Annotated in this window: 14 protein-coding genes; 8 read left to right on the top strand and 6 right to left on the bottom strand. The window is 65.0% G+C overall.

Annotated features, from left to right (window positions below; genetic code table 11):
• Positions 1 to 35 precede the first annotated feature (35 nt).
• The 4 genes from ACQREB_RS08150 to ACQREB_RS08135 all read right to left on the bottom strand — a co-directional run bounded on the left by ACQREB_RS08150 (position 36) and on the right by ACQREB_RS08135 (position 4338).
• Positions 36 to 1718 (bottom strand): glutamine--tRNA ligase/YqeY domain fusion protein, encoded by a 1683-nt coding sequence (locus ACQREB_RS08150; protein WP_427767538.1) that lies wholly within the window; start codon positions 1716 to 1718, stop codon positions 36 to 38.
• A 77-nt stretch (positions 1719 to 1795) separates the two neighbouring features.
• Positions 1796 to 2743, bottom strand: coding sequence for a ribonuclease HIII (gene rnhC, locus ACQREB_RS08145; protein ID WP_427767535.1), 948 nt, complete (start codon positions 2741 to 2743; stop codon positions 1796 to 1798).
• 67 nt (positions 2744 to 2810) lie between these two features.
• On the bottom strand, positions 2811 to 3575 hold the full coding sequence (locus tag ACQREB_RS08140) for a 16S rRNA (uracil(1498)-N(3))-methyltransferase (RefSeq protein ID WP_427767532.1): 765 nt from the start codon (positions 3573 to 3575) through the stop codon (positions 2811 to 2813).
• Between the two features lie 37 nt (positions 3576 to 3612).
• Entirely contained in the window at positions 3613 to 4338 is a 726-nt protein-coding gene (locus ACQREB_RS08135) for a nucleoside monophosphate kinase (protein ID WP_427767529.1), read from the bottom strand.
• Between the two features lie 375 nt (positions 4339 to 4713).
• Here ACQREB_RS08135 and ACQREB_RS08130 point away from each other — a divergent pair, with 375 nt between their 5' ends.
• The 8 genes from ACQREB_RS08130 (at position 4714) to ACQREB_RS08095 (ending at position 11990) form a co-directional block, all read left to right on the top strand.
• Positions 4714 to 5493 (top strand): pyridoxine 5'-phosphate synthase, encoded by a 780-nt coding sequence (locus ACQREB_RS08130; protein WP_427767527.1) that lies wholly within the window; start codon positions 4714 to 4716, stop codon positions 5491 to 5493.
• 21 nt (positions 5494 to 5514) lie between these two features.
• Positions 5515 to 5955: a holo-ACP synthase gene (acpS, locus tag ACQREB_RS08125; protein WP_427767524.1), complete on the top strand. Its 441-nt coding sequence runs from the start codon at positions 5515 to 5517 to the stop codon at positions 5953 to 5955.
• A 1-nt stretch (position 5956) separates the two neighbouring features.
• Entirely contained in the window at positions 5957 to 6706 is a 750-nt protein-coding gene (locus ACQREB_RS08120; protein ID WP_427767521.1) for an exosortase-associated EpsI family protein, read from the top strand.
• 46 nt (positions 6707 to 6752) lie between these two features.
• Positions 6753 to 7538, top strand: a complete 786-nt coding sequence (locus ACQREB_RS08115) for a type III pantothenate kinase (protein ID WP_427767518.1) — start codon at positions 6753 to 6755, stop codon at positions 7536 to 7538.
• 121 nt (positions 7539 to 7659) lie between these two features.
• Positions 7660 to 8301 carry an acetyltransferase gene (locus tag ACQREB_RS08110; RefSeq protein WP_427767516.1) on the top strand — a complete coding sequence of 214 codons (642 nt, stop codon included), beginning with the start codon at positions 7660 to 7662 and terminating at the stop codon, positions 8299 to 8301.
• Positions 8302 to 8316: 15 nt separating this feature from the next.
• On the top strand, positions 8317 to 8547 hold the full coding sequence (locus tag ACQREB_RS08105; protein ID WP_427767514.1) for a phosphopantetheine-binding protein: 231 nt from the start codon (positions 8317 to 8319) through the stop codon (positions 8545 to 8547).
• Between the two features lie 15 nt (positions 8548 to 8562).
• Positions 8563 to 9318 (top strand): SDR family NAD(P)-dependent oxidoreductase, encoded by a 756-nt coding sequence (locus ACQREB_RS08100; RefSeq protein ID WP_427767512.1) that lies wholly within the window; start codon positions 8563 to 8565, stop codon positions 9316 to 9318.
• 158 nt (positions 9319 to 9476) lie between these two features.
• Positions 9477 to 11990 carry an autotransporter outer membrane beta-barrel domain-containing protein gene (locus tag ACQREB_RS08095; protein WP_427767510.1) on the top strand — a complete coding sequence of 838 codons (2514 nt, stop codon included), beginning with the start codon at positions 9477 to 9479 and terminating at the stop codon, positions 11988 to 11990.
• A 410-nt stretch (positions 11991 to 12400) separates the two neighbouring features.
• On the opposite strand, the gene ACQREB_RS08090 is transcribed toward ACQREB_RS08095, so the two are convergent.
• Both ACQREB_RS08090 and ACQREB_RS08085 read right to left on the bottom strand, forming a co-directional pair.
• Positions 12401 to 12751 carry a hypothetical protein gene (locus ACQREB_RS08090; protein ID WP_427767507.1) on the bottom strand — a complete coding sequence of 117 codons (351 nt, stop codon included), beginning with the start codon at positions 12749 to 12751 and terminating at the stop codon, positions 12401 to 12403.
• The coding region (locus ACQREB_RS08085) for an RHS repeat-associated core domain-containing protein (protein WP_427767505.1) at positions 12723 to 13094 on the bottom strand (372 nt) is incomplete at its 5' end. The genes ACQREB_RS08090 and ACQREB_RS08085, both read right to left, overlap by 29 nt.

Raw genomic sequence — 13094 nt, 5'->3', positions numbered from 1 at the left:
GAAACGCGCGCGTCGGCGTCGCGCCGTCGGGGCTCTCAGTTCTTCTTCGAGTCCTTGAGCGTGACGGTGAGGTTGAAGACGGGCGCGCCGGGCTTCGAGTCCGGGTCGGCGCAGAAATAGCCGATGCGCTCGAACTGGAAGCGCGCTCCCGCGGAGACGTTCTGCAGCGAGGGCTCGACGAGCGCCGTCGCGACCTTGAGCGATTCCGGGTTGAGGTTGTCGCGCCAGTCGCCGCCTTCGGGCACGTCGGAGGGATCCTCCTTCGTGAAGAGGCGGTCGTAGAGCCGCACTTCGGCGGGCTTGGCGTGCGCCGCCGAAACCCAGTGAATCGTCGATTTGATCTTGCGGCCGTCGGGCGTGTTCCCGCCGCGCGTCTCCGGATCGTAGGTGCAGTGCACGGCGACGACGTTCCCGTCGGCGTCCTTGTCGCAGCCGACGCACTTCACGACGTAGGCCCAGCGCAGGCGCACTTCGCGGCCCGGCGTGAGGCGGAAGAATTTCTTCGGCGCGTCCTCCATGAAGTCCTCGCGCTCGATGAAGAGCTCGCGCGAGAACGGCACGACGCGCGTTCCTGCGGATTCGTCCTCGGGATTGTTCACGGCGACGAGCTCTTCCGTCGCGCCCTCGGGATAGTTGTCGATCACGAGCCGCAGCGGGTTCATCACCGCCATGGCGCGCGGCGAAGTCCTGTTCAGGTCGGCGCGCACGACGTGTTCGAGCAGGGCGACGTCCGTGAGCGAATTGTATTTCGTCACGCCGATGATTTCGCAGAAATTGCGGATCGCCTCGGGCGTGTAGCCGCGACGGCGCAGCCCGCACACGGTGGGCATGCGCGGGTCGTCCCAGCCGCTCACGCGCTTTTCCTGCACGAGCTCGAGCAGGCGGCGCTTGCTCATCATCGTGTAGGTGAGATTGAGGCGTGCGAACTCGTACTGATGCGGCTTCACGGGCGGATCCAGCGTGTCGATCACCCAGTCGTAGAACGGGCGGTGCACCTCGAACTCGAGCGTGCAGATGGAGTGCGTGACGCCCTCGATCGCGTCCTCGAGCGGATGCGCGAAGTCGTACATCGGGTACACGCACCATTTGTCGCCGGTGTTGTGGTGGGCGGTCTTGCGCACGCGGTAGATGACGGGATCGCGCATGTGCATGTTCGGCGAAGCCATGTCCACCTTGGCGCGGAGCGTCGCCGCGCCCTCGTCGTATTCGCCGCGCGTCATCTTCGCGAACTCGGCGAGATTCTCCTCGACCGAGCGGTCGCGCCACGGCGAGTGCTTTCCGGGCTTTTCGGGAACGCCGCGGTAGTCCTTCCACTCCTCGGCGGAAAGGTGGCAGACGTAGGCCTTGCCGAGCTCGATGAGCTTTACGGCGTAGGCGTAGATCTTGTCGAAATAGTCCGAGGCGTGGAAATAGCCGTCGCCCCAGTCGAAGCCGAGCCAGCGCACGTCCTGCTGAATCGCGTCCACGTATTCGACGTCCTCGCGCGTCGGGTTCGTGTCGTCCATGCGCAGATGGCACTCGCCGCCGTATTCCTTCGCCATGCCGAAATCGAGGCAGATCGCCTTGGCGTGGCCGATGTGCAGGTAGCCGTTGGGCTCGGGCGGGAAGCGCGTGACGACTTTCGAGACCGTTCCCGCGGCGAGGTCGGCGTCGATGATTTGGCGGATGAAATGCCGGTTCGCCGCCGGCGTTTCGGCTGAATTGGATTCTTCGCTCATAGCTTTGAGGCGTAAAAGAAAATCACGTTCCCGCGACAAACGCGAGGCGGTTTTGAGCACCCGCGGGAACGGCGAGTTCAGCGGCGGGCGGAGGCGAGCGCCTCTTCCGCGGTCTTGAAGTGCAGCTTCGCGAACTCGCCGAAGCGCTCGCGGCCGAACTTCGCGACGAGCGCCTCGCCCGCCTTGCGCGTTCCCGCGGAACAGCCTTTCGGCAGCGCCGCGCCCGCGATTTTTTCCAGCTCCTTGACGGCGCGCACATAAACCGCGCGCGCGACGATCGACGCCGCCGCGACGACGGGATCGCTTTCCGCCTTCGTGCGCATGCGCAGGTCGAAATCGACGCCGTTGCGCGCGAGCTCGCGCTGCACGAGCGGCGTCTTCGAAAACTGGTCGAGCAGCCCCCACTCGGGCGTTCCTGCGGCGGATTCCCGCGCCGCGAAAAGCGCCTCGCGCAGCGCGACGAAGTGGAAGTGCGCGAGCATCGTGTTCAGGTTCCCGAATTTGCCCGCGTAAAGCGCGTTGTATTTCGGCATCGTCGTCGTCGCGGTCTTGACGACGACGCCCGGCGTGGCGCGGATTTTTTTCTCGAGCTCGAAAATCGCGCTTTCGGCGACGGTCTTGGAGTCGCGCACGCCCGCTTCGATCCAGCCCTTCACGGCGTCGCCGCCCGCGATCACGCAGCACGAGACGAGCGGCCCGAAGAGGTCGCCCTTGCCGGATTCGTCGAGCCCGGCGTGGCGTTCGAACCATTCCGGGTGGTGCACGTCGTCGTAGCCGAGCTTAGCGACGCCCGTGATCCGCGGCTCCACGACGTTTTCGACGAACTCGCGCGTGCCTTTGCCGCTGACGACGACCTTGCGCGACGTGTAGGCGACGACGGTGACCTTCAGCGGCTTGGAGCGGCAGGAAAAAATCGCGTAGGGCGTCTCCGTCGCCTCGAAGCCGTTCGCGGTCGCGCAGAAGTCCCGCAGCGCAGCGATCTGCGCGTCGGTGAAGGTTTCGGTCCAAAGAGTGAGCGGCTGCATGGAGGAAAGGGAGGTGATGAGGTTTTGAAATCGTGAAGGGCGCCTGCGGCGACGTTCCCGCCGCGCGTCATTTGTCCCAGAACTGCCGCATTTGGTCGGCGACGGAAAGCACGTAAATCGCGGCGGTGACGGCGCGGAGGACGTTCGCGCCGAGACGCGCGGGAACGAAGCCCGCGTCGCGCGCGGCGGCGTATTCCTCCGGCGAAAAATCGCCTTCGGGACCGACGAGCCAGAGGATTTCCTCCGGCGGCTCGGCGGCGCGTTCCCGCATGATTTCCGGGCAGGGACGCGTTCCCGCTTCGAGACTCGCGACGAGACGCAGCGCGGCGTTCCCGCGCGTCTCCGCGGCGAGCGACGCGAAAAACTCCGCCGGCGTCCGCACGGGCTCGATTTCCGGCAGGAAACGCGTGCCGCACTGTTTGCAGGCCTCGACCGCGATGGCGCGCCAGCGTTCGAGCTTGTGCGCGGCGCGCGCGGCGTCGAGCCTCACTTCGCAACGCTCGCTCGCGAGCGGGAAAATCCGCGCGGCGCCGATTTCCGTCGCCTGGCGGACGACGTCGTCCATCAGCGAGCCCTTCGGCATCGCCTGCGCGAGCGCGATGCGGCGCCGCGGCGCGGGAACGCGTTCGCGCGTCTCGACGGAAATCGTCAGCGCCTTCGCGTCGCCGCCGAGGATTTTTCCCGCAAAGACGCCGCCGCGCCCGTCGAACGCCTCGACGGCTTCGCCCGGGCGCGCGCGGAGCACTTTCGCGAGATGGCGGCTTTCGTCCGCGGAAAGCGTGAGCGTCGTCGCGTCGGCGGGAACGTCGAACGGATGATGGGCGCGGAGCATGGCGTCGCGTCGCGGGAACGGTTCGGCGGCGGCGCGCTTATTTCGCGCGGGCGCGCAGAGCCTTGCGGATTTCGTCCGCCGTTTCCGCGATGCCGCCGAGGCTGTCGATCTGCAGATACGGGAACGTGCCCTTGAGCGACTGAAGCGGCTCGAGCGTCGTTTCCGCGAAGACGCGGTAGCGCACGCGCGTCTTTTCCGGATCGACGTCCGTCTCGCGCACGGGCTTGCCCGCCGCCTTCATTTCGCGGCCGCGCTTGAGCTGGCGCTCGACGGATTCGTTCTCCGTCACGTAAAGCATGAGCATCGTGAAGTCCGCCGTCGGGAATTTTTCCGGATTCGCGGCGTGGAGCGCGTTCAGCTTCTTCGCGAGCAGCTTCAGGCACGCGACCTGGCCCGCCGTGCGCGGGAAGCCGTCCACCATCACGCCGTCGCGGTATTCGAGGCGCGTCAGACGGCGGAAGAGCAGGCCGATGACGGTCGCGTCGTCGATGAGCTGCCCGGTCGCCTTGATTGCCTCCATCTCGGGAGTCTTGAGCAGATCGCTCATGACGATCGGCTGAGATTTGAGCCCGAGCTCTTCGAGAATCACGTCCGTCTGCGTGCCTTTGCCGGCGCCGGGAGCGCCGTTGAGCCAGTAAATCGCCTTCGGGAAAGTCAGCGCGGCGACGCCGAGATTGCTTTCCAGCGACGACCAGATGCTGTCGAAAAGCGCGATCGCCGCGGGATTGTTTTCGTCCGTTTCTTTGAAGCTTGTATTGCTCATGATGAACCTTGATTCTGACGCATTTTCGCGGCGAATGCAAGCCGCGCGGCGCGCTTCGGACGCGAAGGCCGCGAAGATTTTTGACCGCGAAGTCAAAGGAAGTTAAAGAAAGTTTTTAACCGCGAATCGGCGCGAATTTTCACGAATTTCGAGCGACGTTCCCGCGAAAACGGCGTTACTTCTCCAAAAATCTTTGCGTCTCGGCGTCTTCGCGGGGAATTTTGTGCGGGAGAATTTCAAGGAGGCGGCGGGTAATCGAAGCGTGGAGCCATGCCGCCTTCTCTCCGCTGAATTTCCGTGTCTTTCCGTGTTTTCCGTGGTTGAAGACGCATTTGCGGTTTGCGCGCGGGCGGATTCTGGCTTGTAATTTCCGGCATGAAAAAAGCGATTCTTTTGGGCGTGAACATCGACCACGCCGCGACGCTGCGCCAGTCGCGCTATCGCGGTTACGAGTCGAGCTGCGGGAAGATGGTGGAGCCCGATCCCGTCGCCGTCGCGTTCGCGGCGGAACAGGCGGGAGCCGACGGCATCACCGTGCACCTGCGCGAAGACCGCCGCCACATTCAGGAAAGCGACGTGCGCCGCCTGCGCGAGGCGATCCGCACGCGCCTGAATCTGGAGATGGCGCCGACGCCCGCGATGGTCGATTTCGCGCTGAAGCTCAAGCCGGATTCCGTCTGCCTCGTTCCCGAGCGGCGCGAGGAAGTCTCGACCGAAGGCGGGCTGGATGTCGCGTCCCGCGTCGCCGAGCTGCGCGACGTCGCCGCGCGCTTCACCGCCGCGGGCGTGATCACGAGCCTCTTCATCGATCCGGACGAGCGCCAGATCGCCGCCGCCGCCGAAATCGGCGCGCCCTGGGTCGAGCTGCACACGGGCGCGTACGCGAACGCGTATTACGAGACGGCGGCGCGCGCGCGCGAATTCCGGCGGCTCTGCCTCGCGGCGGAATCGGCGGCGAACGTCGCGATTTCCGTCAACGCCGGGCACGGCATCAATTACGTGAACATCGGCGAGGTCGTCGAAATCCCGCACCTGCACGAGCTCAACATCGGGCACTCGATTCTGTGCCGCGCGCTGCTTTCCGGCATCGGCGAGGCGGTGCGCGAGATGAAGGCGCGCATGCGCGACGGCATCACGATTTCGCCGCGTCCGTAAGGTTTCCGCGCGCGTTCCCGCATGGAAAAATTTCCGGAGAAGATCGGCGTCGGCGCCGCGGTGAAGGTTCCCGCGGGAACGAACGTCGTCGGCGTCGGGATCGACCTGGAATCCGTCGCGCGCGTGCGCGCCGCGATCGGGCGCAGCGGGGACGCCTTTCTCGAAAAAGTCTTTTCGCCGGAGGAGCGCGCGCTGTGCCGTTCCCGCGGCGCGCACGCGTGGGAAAGCTTCGCCGCGCGCTGGGCCGCGAAGGAGGCGTTTTCCAAGGCGCTCGGCACGGGCGTCGGCGCGGAAGTCGGGCTGACGGATTTTTCCGTGCTTTGCGGAGAACGCGGCGAGCCGCGCGCCGTCTTTTCCGCGCGCGGGCGTGCCGCCCTCGAAAACGCCGGCGCCGCGGACGCGCTGGTTTCCCTGACGCACACGGCGGAATTCGCCGAAGCCGTCGTGATTCTGATTCGCTGAAATGAAACTCAAAAAAATCCTCTTCGCGCTCCTCGCGCTTTTCGTTCTCGCGGTCGCGGGAACGGTCGGCTACGTCAAATTCTTCACGGAGACGACGCCGCGCTTCACGCGCAGCCTCGACGAAATCGCGCCGGCGAAGCTCGACGGCTGGACGGTTTCGGAAGTGCCGATCGGCTCCACGCAGGGCATGATCGACTACGTGCGCAATCTGCTCCGTTTCGACCAGTGCGTTTCGCGGCGCTACGAGAAAGGCCCGCTCGCGATCACGTTCTACGCGGCGTACTGGAAGCCCGGGAAAAAATCGCCCATCGACGCCGGCGGCCATAACCCCGACGCGTGCTGGGTGGACAACGGCTGGACGCGCGTCGGGCGCGAATTCGGCGTCGCGGGAACGCGTCTCGGCGGGCGCGAGCTGCGCCCCTACGAGCTCGGCCGCTACGAGCGCGAAGGCATGAAGCTGCCCGTCATGTTCTGGCATCTCGTCAACGGCGAAGTCCACGCCTACAAGGACCACCGGCAGGGCTGGCGCGAGGGCTTCGCGGGCGTGATCTTCCGCCTGCCGAAGCGCATCGAGGACCTGCGCCGCCTCGGGCTGAACCAGCGCGCGGAACAGATTTTCGTGCGCGTTTCCTTCGAAGATCAGGACCTGGACGCGGTGCTGGCGAATCCGGATTTCGCCGAGTTCATGCTGCGGCTCGACGCGCTCGGCATCTTCGCGGACCGCGGCTGGGACGGCGATTCCGGGACTTGAGCTCCGCCCGTTTTTCTCTCGAAACCAACCTCCAAAACGTCTTCCCATGCGCATCCTCTGCCTCGACGTCGGAAACACGCACACGCATTACGCCGTGCTCGAAAACCGCCGCTCGCTCGTCTGCGGCGAGCTGGACACGCGCCGCCTCTCCAGCGCCGCCGACGGCGTTCCCGCGCTGCTCGCCTCGGAAAAAATCCGCACGCTCGCGCCCGACGGCATCTCCTTCTGCAGCGTCGTTCCCGCCGCGACGGAGCGGTTGGAGCTCGCGCTGAAGAACTGCACGCCGCTGCCCGTCTGCCGCGTCTATCACGGCAACTGCCCCGGGCTGGGCATCCACTACCCGACGCCGCAGGAAGTCGGCCCCGACCGCCTCGCCAACTGCATCGGCGCGCAGGCGCGTTTCGGCGCACCCGCGGTCATCATCGACATGGGCACGGCGGTCACGTTCGACATCCTTTCCGAGCTCGGCTACGAGGGCGGCATCATCGCGCCCGGAATCGGCGTCATGACGCGCTATCTGCACGAGCAGACCGCGCTGCTGCCCGCGCTGGAGGCGCGCGACCTGCTTCTCGCCGAGGACGCCGACGCCGTCGGCAAATCGACGCTCGCGGCGATGCGCTTCGGCTGCGCCGTCGGCTTCGCGGGAATGATCGGCGCGCTGCTCGAGACCGTGCTCGAACGCCTGAAGAAGGACGGCGTTCCCGAGCCCAAGATTCTCGCCACCGGAGGCTGCGCCGGCATTCTCCCGCGCGCGTGGAAGAACCGCGTCCATTGGACGCCGTTCATCACCGTGCAGGGACTGGAAGAGGCGTTTTTGCGCTCCATGAGGTGATGAAGTTGCGGCGGTCACGAGGTTATGAAGTTCATTGCCTCATAACTTCCGCAACCTCGTCGCTTTCTCCCGCGGATTTTTCGCTTTAAGCCTCGCGCGCGCTGAGGCAGAATTTCTCCCCATGAAACCGATCGCCATTTACGGCGCCGGCGGCTTCGGTCGCGAGACCGCCTGCCTGCTCCGCGAAATCAACGAAGTCTCGCCGACGTGGGACTTCGTCGGTTTTTTCGACGACGCCGTTCCCGCGAGAACGCGTCTGCGCGCGGGCGAAGTCCTCGGCGGCATGGACGCGCTCAACGCGCGCGGCGGCGAGCTTTCCGTCGTCTTCGCCGTCGCCGCGCCGCGCGTCGTCGAATCGCTCTTCAAAAAAATCACGAACCCGAACGTCGCGTTCCCGAACGTCGTCGCGCCGACCGCGCGCGTTCTCGATCCCGAGACGCTGAAGCTCGGATGCGGCAACCTGATTTCGCACCATTCCTCGATTTCGTGCGACGTCGAGCTCGGCGACTTCAACCTCTTCAACACGCAGATCTACGTCGGGCACGATTCCCGGATCGGCAGCTTCAACATGTTCAATCCCTGCGTGCGCGTTTCCGGGAACGTGCGCGTCGGCGACCGCAATTTCTTCGGCGTCGCCTCCGTCGTGCTGCAGGGCGTTCCCGTCGGCGACGACGTGACGCTCGGCGCGAACTCCGTGCTTTTCCGTCCCGCGAAAAGCGCCTCCACCTACGTCGGCAATCCCGCCGTGCTCTTCAAGATCTGAAAACATAATTTGAAAATGGATACGCAGAAATTCGTCGACGACTTCGCCTCGCTGCTCAGAAAGACGCCGCGCGAGACGCTCTCCGCGGAAACGCGCTTCAAGGAGCTTCCGGACTGGAACTCGCTGCTCGCGCTCTCGCTCATCGCGCTCGTCGAGGACGAATACGACGTGCTTCTGAAAAGCACGGACATCCGCGACGCGGAGACGCTCGGCGGGCTCGCCGCCGTCGTCGCGAAACAGCTTTGAACACCGGATAAAACCATGACCGACAAAACGTTCTCTCTCGAAGGAAAAATCATTCTCGTCACCGGCGCCTCGTCCGGCATCGGCCGCGCCTGCGCGATCGAATGCGCGCGCGCCGGCGCGTCCGTCGTCGCCACGGGACGCGATCCCGCGCGGCTCGAAGCGACGTGCGACGCGTTCCCGCGGCCGTGCGGCGCGTATTCCACGTCCCGCGTCGCCGACCTGACCGTCGAAAAGGACTTCGAAAATCTGCTCTGCGCGTGCCCCGCGCCCTACGACGGCGTCGTCCACGCGGCGGGAATTTCCGCGCTGCGTCCGTTCGCGTTCACGAAGCCGGAACTTTTCGAAAAGCTCCTCGCGCTCAACACGCGGATTCCGCTCGAGCTGACGCGCCGCCTGCTGAAGAAGGGAATGATCCGCGACGGCGCCTCGATCGTCTTCATTTCCTCCGTCGCGGGAACGGGCTCCGCTGCGATCGGGCAGACCGCCTACGCCGCGTCGAAGAGCGCGCTCTGCGCCGCCGCCGAAGTGATGGCGATCGAGCTCGCGTACCAGCGGACGCGCGTGAACTGCATCTGCCCCGGCGTCGTCGACACGCCGATTCACGCGAGCGTCGGCGCGGACGTCGGGAAGCTCGGCGTCGCGTCCTGTCCGCTCGGGCGCGCCGGCAGACCCGAGGAAATCGCACACGCCGCGCGCTACCTGCTTTCCGACGCCGCCGCGTGGATCACGGGAACGCGCCTCGTCGTCGACGGCGGCCTCTCCCTCCGCTGATTATTTAAAGCGCATTTCAAATAATCTCCGAATTATTTAAAGTGTATTTCAAATAATCCGCGTTTCTCCGTGCTCTCCCGCGGGCTGAGGGCGCGCGGGGCGCGTCCGCCCTCGACATTTTCGGGCGCGTCCTTTACGCTCGCGCTCTCGAAATTTTTATGTTCCGACCGAAATTTGCATTGCCGTTTCTTTGCGCCGCGGGCGTCGCCTTCGCTTCGGGCTTTTTGAGCGCGGAAGAGATTTCCGTCCCCACGACGATCCGCGACGTCGACGAGTTTTCGTCCGCGTATTCGGCGGATTTCGCCGTGGCGGAAAACGTCCGCCTCACCTTCGCGCAGGGCATCGACGGCGCGTTCGCGGGAACGCTTTCGGGCAAAGGCTCCTTCGAAAAGTCGGGCGAGGGCGATCTCCGCTTCGACGGGAAGTTCGGCGCGGACGCGGGCGCGTTCGAGGGCTACGTCGTCGTGAGCGGCGGCTCGCTGACGTTCACGGACGAGACGGAGCTGCTTTCCGGAAACCGGCTTGAAATCTCGAATTCGGCGACGCTGGTCTTCAGCTGCAACGGCGATTTCGGCGTCGCTGAAGGCGCCACGGCGTCGAACATCGCGATTTCGGGGCACGACGGGAACGGGCGCGTCGGCGTCGTCGAAAACGTCGGCTCGGGCACGGTGCGGCTCAATTCCGCCGAGGGCGCGGAGCTGCGCGTGCTCGCGGGAACGCTGATCGTTTCCGGGAACACGGAGTTCGACGCGATCCGCGTCGCGGGCGGCGCGGAGCTGCGCGTCGGCGACGGCGGCGCCACGGGCGGGCTTTCCGGCGCGACGACGCTCGACGCGGGTTCGACGCTGCGCTTCAACGTTTCGGGCACGGACGTCGGCGTGAACGGCGGCGTTTCCGGCGCGGGCGAAATCGTCTTCGACGGCTCCGCCTCCGTCGTGCTGCGCGGCGAGATGCAGGATTTCACGGGCAGGCTCGTCGTCAACGCGGGCACGGCTCTGCTCGCCACGGGAACGGAAAAGGCGCTCGAGACGCGCGCGTCGGAAGTCGTCGTCAACGGCGGTTCCTTCGGCGGCCACGGGAGCACGGCGGGCTCGGTGAACGTGAAGGGCAAGTACGTCGCCTCGGGCGAGATTTCGCTCGGCGACGCCTCCACGATCGGCGGCGCGCTTTATCTCGGTTACGCGGGCGGCACGCTGCGGATCGGCGGGGACCTGAACTTCGATTCCGTGCGGCAGGAAATCCGCTTCGACGCGGAGACGGAAACGTATTCGATCGTCACGACCGACCTCGGCGGGCGGACGGTCGTCGTGCTCACGGAAAACGGCTGCGGGCGCGCGGAGGTGGCGGGAACCGTCAATCTCGCGGGAACGCTGGTGCTGCAGGGCGCGGAGAATCTCGCGCCGGGCAAGGTCGCGGTCTTCCTGCGCGCGGACGACGTGCGCGGCGATTTTCAGATCGTTTCGGCTTCGGAGAACGTGATGCTCGTCTCGCCGGGCGTCGGCGGAATCGGCGGGAACGAATACGGAATCGCGAGCATCGAGAACCGCAAGCTGCGGGAACGCGGCGCCTTCCGCGAGCACGACGGCATTTCCGAGTTCGTCGATTACGTCGCGTCGCAGACGGAGCTGAACCGGCCGAACGAGGTCGGGCAGGCGGTGAATCTCGCCATGGGCGACGCGCTCTCGGACACGGTGAACAATTTTTCTCCGCTGGCGCACTGCGCGCTTTCGGGCATGGCGGTGCATCAGTCCAACCTCGAAGTCGATTACCTGCAGCGCGTCTTCGCGCCGGGGCTTTCCGCGCCGCATTCGCCGGACGGACTGAGCGTTCCCGCGAACACGCAGTATTTTTCCGCCGTGCTGACGGAGTTCGTCCGCAACGACGACGGCGTCTCCTCGCCGATCTACGACGCGGATTCCATGGGCGTGATGGGCGGCTTCTACCGCTGGGCGGACGGCGAGCGCCTCGTCGGCGCGAGTCTCGCGATTCACCGCGGGACGGCGACGCCGCACGGTTTTTCCGACGGCACGTTCACCGACACGGCGTTCCGCGCGCGCGTCTTCGCGGGGATGATGCCCGCGGAGGCGGGTTGGAACGTGCTCTTCGGCGCCTCCGCCGCCGTGCACTACTACGACGTCAACCACGAGACGGGCACGGGAACGAACCGCGCCGAGGAAGGCGGGCTCGAGGCGGGCGCCTTCATCGCGTGGAGCCTGCGCGAGGATCTCGGCGACGGCTGGGAGCTGCGCCCGTTCGCGCGCTTCGACTTCAATTACGTCCGCGTGGACACCGTGCGGGAACGCGGCTCGTATTCCGCGCTGGAGATCGACGCGTTCGGCTACTCGAGCTTCCGCCCGCGCTTCGGATTCGGCGTCGAAAAGAAGCTGCGCCGCCGCCCCGCGGGGCGGGACACGCTCACGCTCGGCGCGGATTTCGCCTTCGTCGGCGAGCTCGGGCGCGACCCGAAGATCACGTCGCGCTTCGTCGCCTACGAAAATTCCGAGACGACGATCCGCGGGACCGTGGACGAGCGCGCCGCCTTCGAGTTCACGCCGCGCATGGATTTCGAAATCGAAAAAGGCTGGACGCTCGGCGCCGCGTGCCGCATCCAGGCGTCGCCCTCGGGCGGCGTCTCCACGGCGTTTTCGATCGGGCTGAACTCGCGCTTCTGAGCGCGCGCGAAGAAACGACGGCGCCGAAAGACGCGCGTTCCCGCGGATCGCCGTAAAGACGTTCCGCAGAGGCCTGGGGTTGAAATAGTCGTCCGGATTTTCGCTCTAATCTCCGTCCTTCCGTCGCCGCCAAAGCGACAAAAGCACAAATGCCGCCGCCAGAATTACGACGGAAAAACCGCAACGAAACAGATTTTGCCGGTTCATTCGCGGGAGCATCTTCATTTTTTTCAATCGGAGCAGCCTTCATACTTTATGAAATGAAAAATCGAAGTTTTTTCTTCATGGATCAAAGGGCGCGCTTCCACGGAAAAAAAGAAAGAGCCGGATGTCGTCCCCATGCTTCCGTGAACGAATTCGATGTAATTGCATCTGTAATATTTACCCTCCCGCAGGATTTGAACTTTCACCTAGTGAGGTTCGGTTTCCGTCATTTCCTCCGGCGCGCAATGATGGAGTTGCCACAGGGGAACATCCCAAGAAAGTTTGACCCAGCCGTCGCTTAACTCGGTTCTCCTGAAATTGTCGTTGCATTCGACCCGAAGATTGCTCCTGGCATACTCTTCTATCGCCACGCTGCCGACAAAGCTTAGCCCTCTGTCGGCGAGTGGCGGAATAAACTGCAGCAGCGCGCCGTGGAGAAATTCCGGCGGAAGCTCATTGTCCGCGTTGCCGCAAGAGCAAAAACAAAAAGCCGCGCCTGCAAATGCGGCCGCCGAAAAAAATTCGCTTTCATCGTGCCGGAACATAGATAGGTTCATTTTCTGAAATCGCATACAAATTGCGCCCTCCCTGCTCTTCAATTGGGTCGCGGGAGAGGAAGCGCCCGAGGGCGGGCGAGTAGTGACGGTAGTTGTAATAGACGAGGCCAAGTTCGGAATCGTAGAACTCGGAGGAGAACTGGAACTGGTTCGCGGGAACGGCGGAGGCGGAGGGCGTTCCCGCGGTGACTGCGCCGAAGGGCGCGTAATCGTAGGTCGCCGCCACGTCCCCGTAGAAATCGACGAGCTCGCAGACGTTCTTCGTCAGATCGACGGTCGGGAAATAGAGGTTGTCACCGAGGACGTTGATTGCGAGCGGGCGCGTCGCGGTCGGTTCTTCGGA

Origin of the sequence: Candidatus Spyradosoma sp. SGI.093, assembly GCF_050314555.1 — a bacterium.
GTDB lineage: Bacteria > Verrucomicrobiota > Verrucomicrobiia > Opitutales > UBA953 > Spyradosoma.
The sequence above is the reverse complement of the archived record's forward strand: the minus strand, read 5'-3'. Positions and strand labels throughout refer to the sequence as shown.